Origin of the sequence: Gynuella sp., assembly GCF_050297175.1 — a bacterium.
In the GTDB taxonomy this organism is placed as follows: Bacteria; Pseudomonadota; Gammaproteobacteria; order Pseudomonadales; family Natronospirillaceae; genus Gynuella.
In genome coordinates, this window is the sequence record NZ_JBNKSF010000041.1 from 1 (window position 1) to 19,591 (window position 19,591).

Genomic DNA, 19,591 nt, shown 5'->3' on the forward strand with positions numbered 1-19,591 from the left:
GTGACGGCCTTTGCAAAGGCCGCACTCATAAAGCCCTGTCCAAAATCACCACCCTGTATGACAGTAAATGTACCTCCTGCAAACCCATGCGCAAAAATAGCAGGGACCTGGCAACCTAGCACCAATACCGCCATACACAGCAGCCTGGATCCCGCCCAAGATATCGGCTCTGACAATACCGCCTACTCCTTGACCATCAACAGCTGCCTGCGTCGCTCCTCCAGCCATAGCTCCTAAAATAGATGCTACGTAAGGGCCACATATAGTACAGGCAATCATCACAATGCCGGTTACTATAATACCTGCATATGGCTTGATGGCATCCCAGGCCCCGACTATCGCATGCCCCAATTTATTCCAGAAGTACCCACTTGGATCGGTGTGCTTCATGGGATTATTCATCACATAGGAATAGCGATTATAACTCTGGCTCAAACTGTCAGCCCGTATATTCGGATCTACACTGATAAACTGAGCCAGTGTCGCATCATACATCCGTTCGGTCATATGAATCAGGTCAACTTCCTGCATCTTTAACATTACAATATGCATCGGTTACCAGATCCACACTTCCCAGAGCATCCTTATGTAGGTAACGAGTCTGAACATCCTTTTTATTAGAAACGATCTGCTCGGCCAGTAACTGCCCGGCCGCATAGATATAGCAACTCTGGATAGCGGATCAGTAGGAATCTCAACCAAAAAGGAGAGCTCAATATCCGTTAACGAAGAACACATTAGGGAATAGCGGGTGGAGTGCCGAGCAAGAGAAAAGTGGCTACAACAATCCTATGAATTTCTATCCTAACAGCGTTAAAAATTTCAACAGCCTATATGTTTAATCTGACAAAATCGTTACACTAAGAGACTCGCTGTAAGCGTAAAAGTAACAGCAGGGAGATATCCGAAGGAATACAAAGTTCCGCACGTTGATCAGTTGTAGAGCCATATATTAGCGTGACCTCGCAGATCATTGATTTCTCCCTCCAATATCAAAAATCTCTAATTAGAAATACCTGTTCAAAGAACCTAGGGAAAACACATGTTAAACAGAGCTACATACATCCTATTACTAATAGGCCTGCTTCAAGCATGCAATTCAAAGGATAGCCCCATAGAGGCTAAGGCTTCTCCAGTAGATGTTGTAGTAACAACAATGTCATTGCCCAGTGATCAGCAAATAGAGATAGACATAAACGGTCAGTCGCTCGAAATAACCGGTCAGGAACAAGTAATTTTACAAAATACGTTTTACGAGGGAGAGCGGCTCTGGCCTCAGCTTATCAGCCAACCACAGGATAGAAGCTGTGTGATTGAACACCCCTCATATAATCTTCAAAGAGATGATCCTGAAAGTATTAATATAGACTGCTCTGTCGTCGTAAATAAAAGTATCGATGCACTGACAAACCTGACTTTTCTGGAAACGGATAACTATGTATTAGGCATCAGAAACGACTCGGTGGCTATTTTGGACTTAAAAGGAAATTTACCGGTGCTGTCAAATAATGGGCAAAAATTTGATTGCAATGGTTTTGGAAATTCATTTCGTGTCAAACATCTAAAAGACGACCAAATTGTCGTATATTGTAGTGGCAAAGGCTTTGCAGTTTCTGACGTTTCGACATGGGCTGATAAGCGCCTATTGAATTTTAAATACCAATTACCCGAAATCAGTGCTTTGAACGGTATGCTTATCTTTGACAATTCAATAATTGCTGTTGCTAATGGTAAATATCCTAATGCTCGATATTCAAAAATTACTTTGTCAAATAACATTTTTACAATTGACTATTCAAATAACGTTGTGGGAAATATTCATTCGTTACAGAAATTATCGGACATTGAATTTGCATACTTAATATCAGAAGGAAACAAACGCTTTATTAAACTCGCAGAAATCAGTAAAGGCATTAATTCAAGCGACGAAGTATTGTTTGAATCAGACGAGCAGCTATCTTTGATAAATGCTGCGGATGGAAAAATAATTTTCTACCATGATCACTCTGTTAAAATATTGAGTTTATCAACTGATGAAATTGAAATTATAACAAGCCATGAAAGACTCCCAAATAACATATATACGGTCGGCGATGTACTATATATCTCATATGATACTGCTATGGACTTTAATTCATATGTAGGTACCGAATACCACCAACACGATTCATCTCGTATTTTCTATACTCTTCCTGCCTATAATTACCAAAACATGCTTTACAGATACCAGTTCAATTCTGGAAAGAACAAATATGAAAGAACCGGCGTAACCTCCAGTATTACAAAAATCTCCGATATACAGGCTCTAGGAGATAAACTCCTGATATCTTCTGAAATGGAATCCACTCTTATCGATTCAACACTTGATCAATATCATGAGGACCTTGTCAACTTTGATCCGATAAGAACAGCCCTGAAGTTTACAAAAAAAGATAATCTCTTAGCCGTTGCCGAACAGGAATTAGGTATTTATTTCTATTTAGATGAGAAATCTGGTTATAGCTATCTCACAAAAATCGACGGTATTGGTACCGTATTTGATGTTCAAATCGATGATAACAAGCTATATGCCGCACTAGGCGATGATGGTGTTAAAATTTTTGACATATCTGACTTGTCAAATATTCGCGAGCTGGGTAATTTTAATAGTGCCGATTCCGAATACCCCCAAATCAGGAGTTTAGCGGTTGTAAAAGGATATGTAGCCTACAGAGGAATAAAAGAAAACCATATTGGTAGCATTACGACTAACATGCGCGTGTTCCTGGTTGATACAACTAATCCCTCAAACCCCAAAGATATCAGATCCTTTGACTTGGGCACATCGAATGTAGACGTGTATAACGCAGCAGAATACCGCATCTACGCAAACTCCAGAGCTTTTTACTTCTTTCAGCCAGCTGGCGACTATGCAACTGCGACGGTAGAAGTGACTATTCCTGATATTGCTGACCAGCCCTTAAACTGGACTCGAAATATTATTGACACAAATTATTTTTCTATTGAGATTAGTCCTCCTTTAGCTGTGGATGTTGATGACTCCAGAATGGTCGTTTCATTTATGTCACGTTATATTATTCTCGAAGATGTAGGAACACCATCTATCAAACTCTTAGAATTTAACGAAGACGTTCAGCAGTGGATAGCTAAGCCTAGAATAAATTTGGATTCCCCCGCAATCAGAGTGTCATTAGGAGCTTCAGGCTTCACAATTGTCGATTTTCGAGAAGCAAAAGAATTTGATTATCTCAATATGGATAACCCTGTTAGCCTATTTCTTGTTCCGGCTTTCGTAAGCGATATGTTAATTGAAAATGATGGGTTACTGATGGCAACAGATTTTTGGGGCATATCTAAAGCCTCTACTAGTCAAAAGAAGGCAACCAAGAAAAAAGCTTCGGGTTTGGGAGCGCACCACGAACTTCATATTTCAAATAATCAAGCGTTTACAGGTTTTGACCATCTAAGGCCTTACAACAATATACGAAAACTTGCCCAGGTTTCTATGGATACTACAGAATCTGAGGAAATAGCCAGTATTGTACAGTTTAGTTCCGTTGGGACTGACACTCAATTTATAACATCAGATAATAAAATTGCATATGTTGATCGACTATTTGGGTATTCCTACATGGCCGATTTCAGCCAGGCGGAAGCAACAATGATTCAGCTGGTTAATCAGAAAAAAATTAGTGCTACAAGCCCTATTGCACAAAAATCGATAAAGATAGACTCAAATCATATTTACGCAGTAGTTGACGAGCAGCTATATGGCTATTCCTTTGATGGCAATACTATTGAAGTACACGAACTGGGAGAGATTAAATTGAATTCTTATCTTTTTTATGTCAATCCTTATATTTTATATTGCAATGTATTCTTCACATGCGAACGTTTTATGGTAGGCGAAGAAATTCCTTCAGTGCTACCCAAACCTGACACTGTTACATTTTCTGGCCACCCTATAGAGATCGCTTCAGATAATGAATACCTGTATTCTCTAGAATCCGAAACTATTAACAATGAAACACAGTTGTCCCTTAATATATTTCGTCAAAATGACGATGGAATTGTTAAAATTCATACAGAAGTACTCATGCCAAAAGATATTTCTTATGAGATCGAGTCTAAGTTCCGACTTCAAAATTTGAATGGAATACCAGTATTAATAGTAAATGGGGAAGTTCGACGGTTTAAATATGAGAATGGGAGAATAAAGTTCACCTCGTCTGTACATTTGCTCGAAGAGGGTAGCTTCCCAGAAATGGTTGGTGATGAAATGTACTTCAGTAAAAATGGTAATGGTTTAGTGTCCGTAACCGGGTTTTAACAAACAACTAAAAAGGGCATAAGAAGTATAAATCATCTTTTGCCCTTCTTATGAAATGTAAGCGGTACGATAGGACGAGGCAAATGGAAGCAGTGCTGTCGTGGAACCCTTCAATATAGATCTGATTCAACTCCCAATCCGGAAAGCGAGTCCAGTCTCGCGAATTTACTTTGAAAACAATAGGTTAGATGGATTATGGCAAACCTTTGTCTCTATTTTTGTCAAGAGTATCCCACCTTCCCTATCGGTTCTCCTTTTGCATTGCCCGCTCCTGAGTGCTGATAAGTGTAGTAGCATAGTTAATTTGGCCACCTGTTAAGAGGCGATACTATCACCATAATGAAAACAGGTGGATATATGAGTGAAAAATCTCGTCGTCGTTTCAGTGACGAATTTAAGTTAGAAACGGCCCAGCTTGTTGTGAATCAAGGGTATTCAGTTTTGGAAGCCGCAGACGCCATGAATGTCGACAAATCAACCATGGATCAGTGGGGTCATCAACTTCGACAAGAGTTAAGCGGTGGCGCTATCTCTGCGATTCCAATGACAGAAGATCAAAAACGGATTAAAGCGCTCGAGCGACAAGTCGAACGGATAAGTGAAGAGAATGAAATTCTAAAAAGGCTACCGCTCTCTTGATGTCCGACTCGATAAAAGGTTTGCGCTTATTCAGCGACTGAAAGAGAGCAGCATCCGTTGTTTGTGCACCGTCTTTGACGTACATCGCAGTCGTTTTAAATATTGGCTACAGCACCCAAAAACGCCTAATAGATCAACATGGTTATTGCATTCAAAATTAAATACGCGCATGCACTAAGTGGTGGTTCTGCAGGATCTCGCACCGTGGCTACAATTGCGTCCACTGCCGATTATAAGGTTAGCCGTTATCGGGCTCGTAAGGCGATGAAGGCGTTAGGTTTGATGAGTTGCCAAGTTCCGAAGCACCGATATAAACGTGGAGGCTTGGAGCATTCAATCGCCCCTAACTTGTTGCATCGGCAATTTACCCCCGCGCTCCAAACCAAGTGTGGTGATGTCACTTATATCTGGATCGGTGGTCGATGGTCGATAGGTATACTTAGCAGTTGTGATGGATTTGTATGCGAGCAAGGATGTCATTATACCAGTACAGAGTTTAGACAAATGTTGTGGTGCAACAAAATTAAACAAAGCATGAGTCGCAAAGGAAATTGCTGGGACAACAGTCCAATGGAACGATCCTTTCGCGCATTAAAAACGGAATGGATTCCAGTGAAGGGGGATGGAGATTTGGAAATGGCTAAACAGCGCATAGTAAGCTACTTGGTAGACTATTATAGCCAACAAAGGCCACATGTATTTAATAGTGGACTAACACCAAATCAGAAAGAAAAAGAGTACGTTAAAAACTATAAAGGGGTGGCCAAAATTAGTTGACCACTACAAAGGGGCTTGTGCTGGCTTCAACTTATCTTTGATAGAGAAAGTTCGAAGTCGCACTCAATCTTATTTAACCGTTCGTATTTTATCCAACTCTTCTATACCCAAATAACCACATACCGGAGAAGAGTAACCTATCAGAGTAACTTTTTTGCCGGCGATATATGCAGACATCAGGAGTGACAGCATCTGCTTTCCATAATCAGTGTCTGTTTTTAAAGCAAAATCCCAACTAGCAAGAACCGTACAATCGCTCTTGGAGCCATCCATATCGATCAGCACCCAATTCTCTTGCGACTTTGACATTTCCAGTCTCTTGATAGTTGCGTTTTCGATAGTTCCTGAAAAAGCAAAAACCGGGCACAACAAAACACAGGCAAGTGCAAAACTTCTGATTTTTTTCATATTTTTAACTCACTTTTTTAATATCTTATTTCAATATCGAAAACTTAAATTCAACATCGTAACAGCGGCTTAAACACTGACTAGCCGAGCTCAAAAACAAGCACTGAACGAAGTAATTTCATCATGGTGGGGGGTAGAAAATGGAATACTCAGTGGGAGAAAGGGGCTTTTTACCTGATCCTTTTCATACAACATATCCATCATCATCCTTGGAACACCAAATTTAACTGAGTGTTTTTTGAACAAAAAAAACACAGTCCTTTACTAAATTTTTTGTAGATTATGCATGATCTACCATGCATTCAACAAACTCAGTTCTCATATAATATGTGATATTAATCACAAAAAAAACCATCAAATTTTATTGCTTTTTTTTAAAATCAATAAAATATCTAGCATTTTTGTGTAAAAAATAACCAAAATCAAATTTATGGGCCTTCTGGGCACATGAAAGCTTCTAATTGGCTGAGGCGAGGTGTAATTGAGAATGTGTCGCAGATGAACAGGGGAAAACGGCTCAATAACATGCCTTGCGAGCAGAGGCTAATCTCTGTCTTCTTTTTCTTATGAATAAAGTATGCAATCAAAAGGGGGCAATTTATGAGCACCTTGCAGAACTCAAATGTTTAGGGAACCTCTGAAAAATGGCCTATTTTCGTGCAGGACGTTGTCAGCCCCCATCTCACATTCTCATTGACGCCCGTAAATTGCGGTGTTGCGAGTGGTGCTTCCTCGCCTGCATCAGAACTATTCCTATTTTTCTGAGGCCCCTTAGAAGTCTGTATTGGTAAAAAGTAGTGTCGACACCCTGAGTTTATCCGTCTTATACCCAGACAGTTTCAAGCATCCTAACTCTCGTGATCACTCTAAATTACTCTGGATTTAATGACTCAGCTGCCTTTATTTAAATAATTTAAGGCTGGTAATTGTCTGTCCGCACCAATTTCTGCTAATTTGTTACCCTAATAACAAATATAATTAAAGCAATGTTCCTTCATAAGGGATCTGGCAGAAAACCATTTGCTTACAAAACCACAAAGCTGGGCGTTGTGAGTGGTTCGCTAGCCAGTAGACAGGATGTGTAGCAGCAGGTCCGTGCTACACTTGCAAAGCTGTTTTGGATGAAGTAAGGCCGTATTATGTCTTTCGATTGGCGTTTGTTGTTATCCTTGGCGCAACAGATGAGCATTTTTCTGGTTATCGCCTATTTGTTCAGTCGCACCCCCGTTTTTGCCCCCATGACTAATTTGTCATTACGACTGCCCCATAAAATTCTGATTTATCTGATTTTTTCCGGCTTCTGTATTTTGGGAACCTATTTTGGTCAACCGGTCAATGACGCAATCGCCAATACCCGTGCGGTGGGTGCGGTACTGGGTGGGTTATTTGGAGGGCCGGTTATCGGTTTTCTGGTTGGCCTGACTGGAGGGATACACCGTTACACGCTGGGAGGCTTTACGGATCTTGCCTGCGCCATTTCAACCACCTGGGAAGGGTTACTGGCAGGTCTGGTAAACTTCTTTATTCTTAAATATCGTCGCACCCCGGATGCTTTATACTCACCGATACTGGCTGCAATTGTGACGTTTTGTGCTGAAGCCTGTCAGATGCTGATAATCCTGTTAGTGGCCAAGCCGTTTACGGAGGCGGTTCATTTGGTCAGCCTGATTGCCACTCCCATGCTGGTGGCTAACTCCATTGGTGCAGGTTTATTCATGGCGATGATACGGGACCGTAAGTCCATTTATGAAAAATACAGTGTGACTTACTCCGCCAAAGCCCTGCAACTGGCCTCCCGGATGATGGGAATTTTCCGCCATGGTTTTGACAGGGAACATGCCAGCGATGTTGCCAAAATCATTCTTGAGGAAACTGGAGTGTCTGCAGTTGCGCTGACCGATCGCGAAGAGGTCATCGCCTTTGTTGGCATGGGGGAAGATCACCACTTGCCCGGAAAACCTATTTCCTCAAAAGTGACACTGCATGCCATTGAACATAATCAGGTTATGTTTGTGGATGGGATTGACGTGCCTTACAAATGTTCACGACAAAAGAACTGTCCGCTGGGTTCGACACTGGTCATTCCGTTACGGTCAGATAATGAGGTGATTGGTACAGTCAAACTTTACGAATCCAAACGCAGGTTGTTTTTAAATATTAATAGGACGTTGGGTGAAGGGATCGCTCATATTCTGGAAGAACAACTATTGAACAGTCGTTATCAACAACAAAAACAATTGCTGATCGAATCTGAGCTTAAACTCGTCCGAGCTCAAATTAATCCCCATTTTCTTTTCAATGCTCTGAATACCATCACAGCCGTGATTCGTAAGGATGCGACCAAAGCCAGGGAGTTGGTAGGTGATCTGGCGATTTTTTTGCGCACTAACCTGAAGCGTACAGAGGATATTTCAACTCTGGCTCAGGAGCTGGAGCATACCCGATCTTACCTGCATGTAGAACAAACCCGATTTTCTGATCAACTGATTATATCTCAGGATATAGACGCCACTTTCGAACAGTTCCGGTTACCCAGTTTTACGATTCAGCCTTTGGTGGAAAACGCGATTAAGCATGGTACCTCTCAGTCACTCGAAACCGGCGAATTAAAACTGTACAGTACTATTCGGGAGGACCAACCTTACTTGGCTATCGAAGATAATGCCGGCCTGTATCCCAATGAGGACCCTCTACAAAGTAACAAACCTGAACATCAAGGGCTTGGCCTGCATATCGTCAACACCCGTCTAAAAAACCTGCTGGGCTCACATAAAGGTTTACGGGTGGAATCTGAACCGCACCATTACACCCGGGTGCTGGTACCCTTGCAAAACGAGTAATTTGATCCAACCCATAACAACAATAGCGGGTATCTGAAAACATGTTGAAAGCCATATTGGTTGATGATGAAGCTCTGGCACGGGAAGAACTGGCAGAGCAACTGGCCTTATTGGGTGAGTGTGAGGTCGTTGCAGAATTCCCGAATGCCATAGAGTGTTTAAAGCATATCCGTCAACTACCCGTCGATGTCATGTTTGTCGATGTACAAATGCCTCAGGTCACCGGGCTTGAATTGGTAAATATGCTGGATGAACAGGAGCGACCTCTGGTTGTCTTTGTAACCGCGTATGATCAATACGCCATCCAGGCATTTGAAGATAATGCGTTTGACTACCTACTCAAACCTGTGGAGCCAAAACGTCTGGCCAAAACGGTCAGGCGTCTGAGTCAAACCCTCACCTCTCGTCAGGTTCAGGCAATTCCACATCAACAACTGAAACTGATACCTTGTTACTATCAGAACCGCATTAAACTGATTCAGCTACAGGATGTGGAATATGCATTTTCGAATCAAAGCGGCGTACATATCAATACAGCAAATACGCAACTGCATTCGCAATTGAGCCTGAAAGTTCTCGAAGAAAAAACCTCAATGCTACGCTGCCACCGACAGTATCTGGTACATCCTCAAGCCATCGCCGAAATAGAAGTGATGGAGAATGGCTCTGCGAGCATTCATACCCGTACTGGTGCAGAGCTGCCGGTGAGCCGGCGTTTCATGAAAGGCTTTCTGGATATGTTCAAGCTTTAAGAGCAGCGTATTTCTAAGAATGGTGACCTTCTCCTACCATATGGACAGGCAGAAGACTTTATCAATCTAGCGACAATCAAAGAGATCAAAATAATCTCTTTGATTGTCAGGTTAACGGATTACAACGTCACATCCACAGTCTCACCGCGATAATTAACCGTGAGTGCCGCAGAATCAAAGTTACTGGCATCAGAGTTTTCACCTTCCACCAGACGGACCCGAAACTCACGTTCTTTTAGCATCCCGCTATAACTTCCCTGACGAGCCCCTATTCTGAGGGTACGACTTTCATCATCGTAATAAATGGGAATAATACTGTATTTACCATGTTCATAATTATAGCTTCTACCATCATCTTCGTAGAGATCATATCGACCATCTGCGCCTGCATAAACCGTTAACTGTAGAGGTGCATCCGGTTGTTCAAATACCGTCTGAATCTCAGGTCCAGAAGGCAAAATCGCTCCAGCCCTGGCAAATATCGGCATGCGATTCAATGGTGCAGCTGCTTCCACATTCTGTCCACCATCAAATACTTTGCCAGAATAAAAATCGTACCAGAGTGTTCCTTCAGGCAAATAAACCGGACGGGAAGTAGCTCCTGGCTGGTATACGGGGTTCACCAGTAGCGCTGGTCCAAACATATATTGATCATTAATATCAAAGACATTTGGATCATCCATAAAATCCATGACCAATCCGCGCATCAACGTACCATCATTCAAATACAGGTGACCGGCCTCGCTATAAATATAAGGCATTAATCGATAACGTAGCTTGGCGTAATACACCATAGATTCATAAATGTCTGATCCCTGCTCGGCAATGTTATAGATTTCCCGATAGGGGTTTTGGCCGTGGGAACGAAACAACGGTACAAACGCGCCAAACTGAAACCACCTTAGATTCAACTCCTGCCAGTTCTGTACGTAGTCCGCTGGCATGTCGGCATAGTTGTGTACAATGTCATCACTACCATAGCGGTACTGGTTTTCCGGTGTAAATCCACCGATATCCATACTCCAGTTTGGTACTCCCGCCAGGCCTGCACCAATGCCAGCTGCAATCTGATCTTTCAGATTTGACCAACGACTGACAGTATCTCCACTCCAGACTGCCGCACCGGTTCTTTGAATACCGCCAAACCCGGATCGGGTCAAAATGAATGACCGTTTTTCAGGATCGGTTTCGCGCTCTCCGAGATATACTCCTTCAGCATTGGGTACCGCATAGGAATTAAAGTATTCCGTACCAGAGCCAACGGCCAGCGGTGTGGTAATTTCCTTACGCTTGCTAATGGTCAGATTGGAATGAATATCCGGTTCTGTGGCATCGAGCCACCAGGCATCGAATCCGAGCACATTGAGATTATCACGTATCTGCCGCCAAAAGATCTGCTGTGCTTCCCGTGGATAAGGGTCATAAAATCCGTTCAGGTAACCGGGGCCCACCCAATCGCGGTTGGCCTCAACCTCAACATTTTTATTAAGCATATAACCTTTTTCGTCCAGTTCTTTATAGTGCTCAGTCGTGGGATAAAATTTAGGCCAAACGGAAATCATAATATTGGCATTGAGCTCATGCACTTCATCAACCATTTTTTGTGGATCGGGAAAATTCAATGCTTCAAACTGATGACTGCCCCAGGCATCCTCTGGCCAATAAAACCAGTCTAATACGATATTATCCAACGGGATCCCCCGTTGGCGATACTCACGAACCACATCCACCAGTTCATCCTGATTCTGATAACGCTCCCGGCTTTGCCAAAACCCATAAGCCCACTTTGGTAACATCACCGCATCACCGGTCAATTCCCGATAACCAGAAATCACACTGTCATAATCCGTACCGACAATGACATAGTAATCGATCGCCTTGCCAGATTCGGAAGCCAATGACAAAGAATGTTGTTCAGCAGAGGGGCGAGGTGGAATATGGTTAAGGCGAAAATAACCTCCCTGCGAATCCCAGTCGATCTCAATGGGTACTTTTTGACCGGCTGTCATATTCAAGCGCACATCGTGATACCAAGGGTTCCAGTTCATACGCCAACGGTTCAAGACTTCTTCGTGGTTCAGACTTAAACGGGTATAACCACTGCTGTACATTTTAAAAACATGCTCACCACTGGTGTCTGACTGAATACTACCACTCCAGATAACATGCGGATTCGAGACATCTTGAAGCTCTGCCGGAAATGGATGCTCCCGAACATTGTTATTCACCAGAAACTGATAATCTGGTTCAGCCTCAGTACGAGTCAGCAGCAGCTCGTCACCATCGTAGTAACGAGCGGTCAAACCACCGGCAACTCCGTTTTCATCATATAAGACAAGACTTTCATTCAAAGCCTGATAGCCATTTGGATCACCCAGCCGGGTAATGGACGCATTATCCCAGAGCATGCCATAGCCACGACTGGAAACCAGCATAGGCACGGAAAATTCCAGGTTATGCGTACTCAGTTCAACAGTCTCACCGGCATAATTGACAAGCCCATTCTGATGCTGACCAAGACCGAAAAAACCTTCATCCGAGTTTTTATTCCACTGCTGCCTCAACGCATAGCTGTTGAGATCCGGAGTTGTCGGGTCTTCTGTGACCGGACCGAATTCACCACTGTTTACGGCATCCAATAATAGTTGGCCACGGGCATCATAAATCGCAACCTTTCCATTCTTAGGATTGATCAAAGCGCTGCCTTTACGAGTAGTCACTCTGATATTGTGCCGCTCACGACGGACCTTGAATTTCGCGTCAGGTTCCGCCACAACTTGAATACTGTTACTCAGAACACCGGGACTGGTATGCGGTAACGCAGTAATACGGAAAATGTTATCACGATAAACCTGCACACCAATCAGCCGCGCCTCTCCTTCCTGGGGCTGAATGACAACACCATGCTCAATAGGTTGGTAGGATGTTGGCTGGCATCCGAGCAGAACAATGGACAGTGCAAAACCAGAAAACACTCTGATAGTTTGTTTCATAAATATCTGTACCTCGTTACGTACAGGTTGTACGGTATGCGGATCATGCACGAGGTAAAATCAACGTTATTGTTATTATTAACCTGGCAATGATCATGCGGGGCTATTTGCGGGGCGACATCCACGAACCGGGCAAATATGAATCTACTTAGAAAATTCACCCTGAGCGCACCCGGCCTTAGTGTGCGCGTTTTGTCAGAGCATCGGTATCATCAGATTGGGCGATACCGCTGTTTAAACGGACAAAAAATCGCCAAAAAAACTGAATATTCGTCCGGTGAAAATTGAGCTAGGGCAAATATTGTCATGGAGGGAACTACCGAGAAACCGGGTCACACTATTGACCTCAGGAACCTCTGAAAAATGGCCTGTCTTCGCGCAGGACGTTGTCAGCCCCCGTCTCACATCCTCATTTACGACAGTAAATTGCGGTGTTGCGAGTGGTACTTCCTCGCCTGCATCAAAACTATTCCTATTTTTCAGAGATCCCCTCAGTCAAAACAAGCCCCGAAAAATCGAAATATCTTGCATCACAACAACGGATTTTTCAGGGAGACCATCAAAACGATCAGGTCGATCTATTTAATTGCCAGGTTAATAAACATTTTTGCCTTTTTAGGATCGGACAATAATGCTCAATTGGCGATTACCGCAATTCTTTTAATACGTTCAGCCCATCGCTCTACCATCCCCTCTTTAGGATGACTGGCACCGGCAAAATAGCTGAACCGGGAAGGTTTGATGCCAACAAACCCCAAAATCTGCCGGCGCACTTGTATTAACATCGCATTTTTATACACCCATCGCATAAACCACCCGGGCGTATCAGCAGTCATGATCACTCGTGCAGAGCGTCCTTCCAACAATGGTGCAGGCAGACCAAACCGGGTGTTATGCGTGTCAAACGTACGCCCAGGCAAAAACGCCCGATCAATCAGACCTTTGAGTTTGGCCGGCAGACCACCCCACCACATTGGAGTCGTCAGGACAATGTGTTCACTCCACTCAATATCCTCCAACACACCTTCCAGCGCGGGTTCCAGGGGCTTTACCTGTTGGTAACCGCCAAAACCGAAATCGCTGTCGAACTCCAGGTCATGTATATGACACAGTCGAACCAAGTGCCCTGCGTCCAGCGCTGCTGCAGCATAGGTTTCAGCTAAAAAACGGGACAGAGACTTTTCCCCAGGATGCCCATTCAGAATGAATATACGTTTTGTTTTCATGATGATGATTTTCCAAATATTGACCACGGTCACTTTATAAACCCAAATAATGACCACGGTCAATATTTTTTTTGACCACAGTCAGTTTTTATGACATATTGCCGAAATGAGAAAATCCACCCAAAAAAGAGCGATAGAAACCCGCGACAAATTGATCAATATTGCCGTCGAAATGATTCGTACAAACGGCTATGAAGCGTTGCGTGTAGAAGAACTTGTCGCACAGGCGGGGGTCGCGAAAGGCACTTTTTTTGCCCACTTTAAAGACAAAGACTCATTGATGGACCTGTTGATCGGAAATGAAATCGACCACTATCTGGATCAGCTGGAACGTGCAGCCACTCCAAAAGATGTCTCCGACATGACAGACCAATTGCTACCACTACTGCATTTCATGTCTTCTGAGCGGTATGTGTTTGATGTAATTTTGCGCCGTTCGGGCGCAGCGGCTATTGAGGAGATAGGTCCGATCGCCACCACATTCGGACGCTTTGAGGAAGTCATGGGACAATGGCTGAGTGGCGGACATTTTCGCACAGATGTCCCGTTACATATTCTGGTGGAAGGAATCGAAGCACTATTAATGCAGACACTGGCATTAAATTTTTGTGCCCTTCATAACAATTTACCGTTAAAAGAACGTTTTTATCCATATCTGAAAGCCTGGTTAACCCCTCAAATATAAATGCCAATTCGTTAATGAATACAGTCTTCCATCATTTATCACCTCCGCCTTACCTGTTAAACAGGCAAACAAATCACATTTTGGTTAAGAACTTACTCTGGTAGAAAAAAATCAAAGCCATAAAACTCCTGGCCCGACAACTATTTGTACCTAAGCAATCTCGTTAATAAGACAAATGATGGATGCACTTTTGCCTTCGATTGTGAATCAATAGCCTCCCTGCTCACAGATTTTTCGTACCAGGCGACTGAAAAACGTTCCTGACCGAACAATCTGTATGGGTTGCGCAGAAATCAAACAACAATAATGAATAAACGTTTTCCCTTTCCGTTAACCTTCCTTCGGGAGTTCGCTATGATACGAAACATGACAGCGCTACTTACCTGCGCAATATTGCTGTTTTTGGCTTCTATGGCACACGCAAATATGAAACTTCCATATATTTTCTCCGATCACATGGTACTTCAGCGGGATCAGACAAATCCGATCTGGGGATGGGCAGACGTCGGCACCCAAATTACCCTCACGCTGGCAGGTCACACTTATCATGCTCAGGCAAATGAAGATCGTTCCTGGCGTATTGTCCTGAAACCCCATAAAGCGGGTGGCCCTTATGACCTGACGATTCAAACAACCACTCAGGAACACCATATTCGAGACCTCTATTTTGGAGATGTCTGGATAGCAGGCGGCCAGTCAAACATGGAATGGAAGCTAGACTGGAAAATCAATCACGGCGAAGAGTTGATCGCGGACGCTAACTACCCGTTAATTCGCTTCTTTGAAGTTCCCAAAATTGTCTCGGCCACTCCTCAAAACGATACCGGCGAAAGCCAATGGAAACAGGCCGCGCCGGAAAGTGTCGGCAACTTTTCCGCCATTGGTTACCTGTTTGCCCTGCACAATCACCTGCAAAAGAACGTACCGGTCGGGATAGTGGAAGCCAACTGGGGAGGAACACCCGCTGAAGCCTGGGTCAGTCCTGACAATCTGCTGAAACTGGATTATTACCGACCGAAAACCCTAGACATCTACCAAGAGGGTCATGACTGGACTTCTCTGTTTGCCCAGAATGAACGGAATGCGCAGGAAAAGTTCGGCCGGCTGGTCAGTGAAGAGGATGCTCTGGCAACGGGCGCTTACCGCTTTGATTACCCGGATACCAACTGGTCCGTGGTTCGCCTGCCCAATCAGGAGCCTTTTGAACACCTGGCCTGGTTGCGCCGTGAGGTCATACTTGATCAAGCTCCTAATGGAGAAGCGGTGCTGAATCTCGGAGAACTGGTGCAGGAAGCCTTTATTTTTGTCAACGAACAACTGATTAAGTTTGAAGATTGGAAAGTTCAGGGTTCACTACACACACTGCCAGCCGGTCTGCTGAAACAGGGGCGCAACCTGATAGCGGTCCGGGTAGGTAACAGCTGGGACAATCATCCCGCTGCCGGGCGTGAAGGCCAGGTCACCCTGACCGTGAACGACCAAACCATGGATATCAGCCATGACTGGCACTACAGCAACCTGGTGGAACCCCCTATTCCGGATTATATTCGTTATGAATGGACACCCGGCTTTCTGTATAACGCAATGATCCATCCAGTGCAGGGGTACGGCATCCGTGGTGTCATCTGGTATCAGGGAGAAGGCAATACAGAAGCTGCATCATACTATGGTGATTTGTTCGTTCAGCTGATTCAAGACTGGCGACAGCAATGGCAACAGGATTTCAGCTTCCTGTTCGTACAACTGGCCGGCTTTATGGAGGCACAATACCCTCAGCCTGACAGCCAATGGGCTTTACTGCGCGACATGCAGGCTCAAGCACTGTCTTTACCAAATACCGGCATGGCAACCGCAATCGATATTGGCGAGCAAAATGATGTTCACCCGCGTAACAAACAGGATGTCGCTTCACGACTTTGGGGCGAAGCACGGCGTGTCAGTTTTCATGAAAAGGTGCTGAGCCAGGGCCCGACTTACCGTCGCCATAAAGTAAAAGGTAACATTGTCAGCATCCGTTTTGATCATGTCGGCAAAGGCTTTTCGCTGAGCGAGGGAGAATCTGTCAAAGGGTTTATTCTGGCCGGTGCAGATGGGCAGTATTATCCAGCGGAAGCCATGATCAAAGGCCATAAGATACGTGTATGGAGCGAACAGGTGGACGTTCCGGTATCACTGAAATATGCCTGGGCGGACTTCCCGGAAGTGAATCTCTACAACTCCGCGGGATTGCCGGCCCTGCCGTTCAGTATCGATAAACTGTAAGCGGCTCCACCCGTTCAGTATCTGTCAGGGCACAACTATCACAGTGCCCTGACGGTCTGAGTCAAAGCGTACTCACCTCAAACATCGCACTAGTGTAGTGTCTTGAATAAAGCCTATATTAAAAAAGCACCTCAAGATGTTCACAGCGAGGCGCAGCTCGCAGGCAATGGGCATTCCCTTGTCAAGCGCTGGAATGAAGCGGTGGGCGTCTTGAGGGCTTCTCGAAGAGTGGGACGCCGTTGGCTGAACTTAACGTAGAGAAGTGAATTCGGCGGCCCATTACAATATGCGTTTTATTTGAGACACTACACTAGTATGCGTTTAGGTCGCTTGTCACGACAATATCATTCTGCTTCAACTCAAGTGCAATGCCATCCAGATTCTGCTTAAGTTTCTGTAACACAGGTTCTATATCGGCGATTTCAGCTCTCAACATTTTACTGGCATAACCAGTTGCCAGCTTCCGCTGCTCCAGCAGACGAATAATAAACTCAACCTTACTATAAAACCGGCGAGTCTCACTGATAAAATAGCTGGGAATTTCAAGCGTGGCTGGCGAGTTTTTCATGGTTTCCCAGACATAAAATCCCACATCCGGATAAGCTTTGGTTGAGCGATCCAGTAACACACCCTGTTTCAGAAAATTCTTATCATATTCTTTCAATATCGCGACATTATCCGTCACTTCGTCGTACAGGGACTGGCGAAGATAGTATTGTTCCTGTTTATCTGACAGGTCGTCAAAGATAATTGCCTGCTTTAAACCGGTCTGAGCAGCAAGATAAACCCCCAGCACCGTCGCTATCAGCATAAAGACCTGGCTCAACCAGAAACCTGAACTAATCAGCTCTCCATGATTTCCCTTTTTGATTTTTTCCACGATTTTTTCTTGACCTACGGCCATATCGACCACTCCCTAACGAAACAAAACAACAATATCGGCTGCAACATCTGACAAGTGCCGCAAGCACGATCGCTGACCCACAGCAGCTGATCCGAAGCCGATATAATCGGCTCCATCGTTCCAGCCTAAAGAGACAGTGCGGCGATGGTAACCACACAATCATTGGACTTCAACAATATGTAAGGTAGTGCAAAACGATTCATAGAGGCAGTGGCAGTGCTGTGCAAGGGGTGGACTGTCTATACACTTTGCATTGGGAAATGTACAAAAAGAGGAATTAAGAAAAGCGACTCAATACAACTAAAAAAGGGCCTTAACAGGCCCAAGTAGATATGGCAACGAAAAGGCAGTTCAGTGTTTAAGCAATTCTTCCCGAATATGAAACCTTGCAGAATCAGCCCATACCCGACCATGAAAAACTCACAGAACTGTTCTTTCAAAATTAAAAGATACATTAACCTGACATGGGGTTTTTACAGGTTAATGAAATATAGCAAATTTCCTCCTATAAAAAGTCAGTTTATAAAAAAGCCCTTCTACAACTGTTCTGGAATTCAACATGCAGAGAGCTAAAACAAAAACATCTCTCATCACTGTTTCGTTCATTTTAGTTCTTTGAAATCTTTATCAATACATTCAAAACGAAGACTTCACAAAACAATATTCTTGAAAATAAAACTGATTTCCTAGAGAAGCTCTTAAAAACGAACTATTTTCCTGCCGAATTTGGTCAGTTTCATCTAAATAGAACCCCCTCTCTAACCCTCATTTATACCAGCAAACTGTGATTGTGCGATCGGTATTTTTAAGCCTGAATTAAAACTGCTCCTATTTTTTAGAGCTTCTTTAAGAATTTATACTGAGCAATTCATATGGCTTTCTAGCAACACTATTTTATTGTTCTATGTTTTTTCTGTTTTCTTGTTTTACTTATTCAGAATGTAAAATCTATACTAAAAACGAAATCAATAAAAAAAGACTAGACCTATTTACGGAAAAAAACATCATACTTTCGGACTATCGATTCAGATAGAAAAGCCCGCCATATACAACGTCTACAAAAGAGGTGGGAATTTGGTATTTCAAAAAATATAAAACAAAGATCAACACAACATTCACATTTTATGAAATGCATACTGTTCACTTTAACAAACCGGAAATAACTGAGTTACACTAAAAACGGTATATGAATTCGATCTGAGTGCGTCAAAAAGCTGTACGTATGTCATCCAATCTATCCCCATACTTTTCAGACACACACAGAGTCATTTAAATGAAAATCAGTCGCCGTTTTCCAGCCATTTATACATGACCAAAGTATCCACATAGCCGAGCCGGGCATGACAATAGGCTTTAGGTAAACGACCTACGGTTTCAAACCCAAGCCGATGCCATAAATTAACAGCTACCGTATTAGTTGAAACAACCGAATTAAACTGCATGGCTTTGTAACCAAAATGTCTGGCCATTATTTGCGAGTGCTCACACATCTTCGTGGCAATGCCTTTTCCCCTGGCAGCCGGCGATACCATATAACCGCAGTTACACACGTGACTTCCCGGCCCCATCTGGTTGGATTTGATGTAATAAGTGCCAAGCATGATTCCATCTTCCCGACAAATATATGTTTGTCTGGGCGCTTCCATCCATAGTTCATATGCCTGCTGTCGTTCAATATTGCGCTCAAATGCATAGGTTTCGCCGGCACGAACAATTTCCTCAAATACCGGCCAGATATCATCAAAATCCTGTTTGCAGGCAACCTCAATATTCAT

11 protein-coding genes and 1 pseudogene are annotated in these 19,591 nt (G+C 43.7%); 6 read left to right on the forward strand and 6 right to left on the reverse strand.

Going from position 1 to position 19,591, the window contains the following annotated elements; all coding sequences use genetic code 11:
- Nucleotides 1-45: 45 nt before the first annotated feature.
- Nucleotides 46-552, reverse strand: a complete 507-nt coding sequence (locus ACQY6I_RS17255; protein WP_428242746.1) for an RHS repeat domain-containing protein — start codon at nt 550-552, stop codon at nt 46-48.
- Between the two features lie 490 nt (nt 553-1,042).
- Here ACQY6I_RS17255 and ACQY6I_RS17260 point away from each other — a divergent pair, with 490 nt between their 5' ends.
- The gene (locus ACQY6I_RS17260; protein ID WP_428242747.1) at nt 1,043-4,330 is read left to right on the forward strand and encodes a hypothetical protein; all 3,288 of its coding nucleotides are present in this window, start codon (nt 1,043-1,045) and stop codon (nt 4,328-4,330) included.
- Between the two features lie 357 nt (nt 4,331-4,687).
- Nucleotides 4,688-5,746 (forward strand): annotated as a pseudogene (locus ACQY6I_RS17265) (transposase).
- 69 nt (nt 5,747-5,815) lie between these two features.
- Here the strand turns inward: ACQY6I_RS17265 and ACQY6I_RS17270 are convergent.
- A complete protein-coding gene (locus ACQY6I_RS17270; protein ID WP_428242748.1) occupies nt 5,816-6,154 on the reverse strand; it encodes a hypothetical protein in 339 nt (112 codons plus the stop codon).
- A gap of 1,139 nt (nt 6,155-7,293) precedes the next feature.
- Here ACQY6I_RS17270 and ACQY6I_RS17275 point away from each other — a divergent pair.
- Nucleotides 7,294-8,994 (forward strand): LytS/YhcK type 5TM receptor domain-containing protein, encoded by a 1,701-nt coding sequence (locus ACQY6I_RS17275; RefSeq protein ID WP_428242749.1) that lies wholly within the window; start codon nt 7,294-7,296, stop codon nt 8,992-8,994.
- Between the two features lie 41 nt (nt 8,995-9,035).
- A complete protein-coding gene (gene btsR / locus ACQY6I_RS17280) occupies nt 9,036-9,746 on the forward strand; it encodes a two-component system response regulator BtsR (protein WP_428242750.1) in 711 nt (236 codons plus the stop codon).
- A 119-nt stretch (nt 9,747-9,865) separates the two neighbouring features.
- Here btsR and ACQY6I_RS17285 read toward each other — a convergent pair whose 3' ends face one another.
- Nucleotides 9,866-12,739: a TIM-barrel domain-containing protein gene (locus tag ACQY6I_RS17285; RefSeq protein ID WP_428242751.1), complete on the reverse strand. Its 2,874-nt coding sequence runs from the start codon at nt 12,737-12,739 to the stop codon at nt 9,866-9,868.
- Between the two features lie 635 nt (nt 12,740-13,374).
- Nucleotides 13,375-13,965: an NAD(P)H-dependent oxidoreductase gene (locus ACQY6I_RS17290; protein ID WP_428242752.1), complete on the reverse strand. Its 591-nt coding sequence runs from the start codon at nt 13,963-13,965 to the stop codon at nt 13,375-13,377.
- 106 nt (nt 13,966-14,071) lie between these two features.
- Here ACQY6I_RS17290 and ACQY6I_RS17295 point away from each other — a divergent pair, with 106 nt between their 5' ends.
- Entirely contained in the window at nt 14,072-14,650 is a 579-nt protein-coding gene (locus ACQY6I_RS17295; protein ID WP_428242753.1) for a TetR/AcrR family transcriptional regulator, read from the forward strand.
- A 366-nt stretch (nt 14,651-15,016) separates the two neighbouring features.
- Nucleotides 15,017-16,912 (forward strand): sialate O-acetylesterase, encoded by a 1,896-nt coding sequence (locus ACQY6I_RS17300; protein WP_428242754.1) that lies wholly within the window; start codon nt 15,017-15,019, stop codon nt 16,910-16,912.
- Between the two features lie 310 nt (nt 16,913-17,222).
- Here the strand turns inward: ACQY6I_RS17300 and ACQY6I_RS17305 are convergent, their stop codons facing one another.
- The gene (locus ACQY6I_RS17305; protein ID WP_428242755.1) at nt 17,223-17,816 is read right to left on the reverse strand and encodes a hypothetical protein; all 594 of its coding nucleotides are present in this window, start codon (nt 17,814-17,816) and stop codon (nt 17,223-17,225) included.
- Between the two features lie 1,280 nt (nt 17,817-19,096).
- The gene (locus tag ACQY6I_RS17310) at nt 19,097-19,591 is read right to left on the reverse strand and encodes an N-acetyltransferase family protein (RefSeq protein WP_428242756.1); all 495 of its coding nucleotides are present in this window, start codon (nt 19,589-19,591) and stop codon (nt 19,097-19,099) included.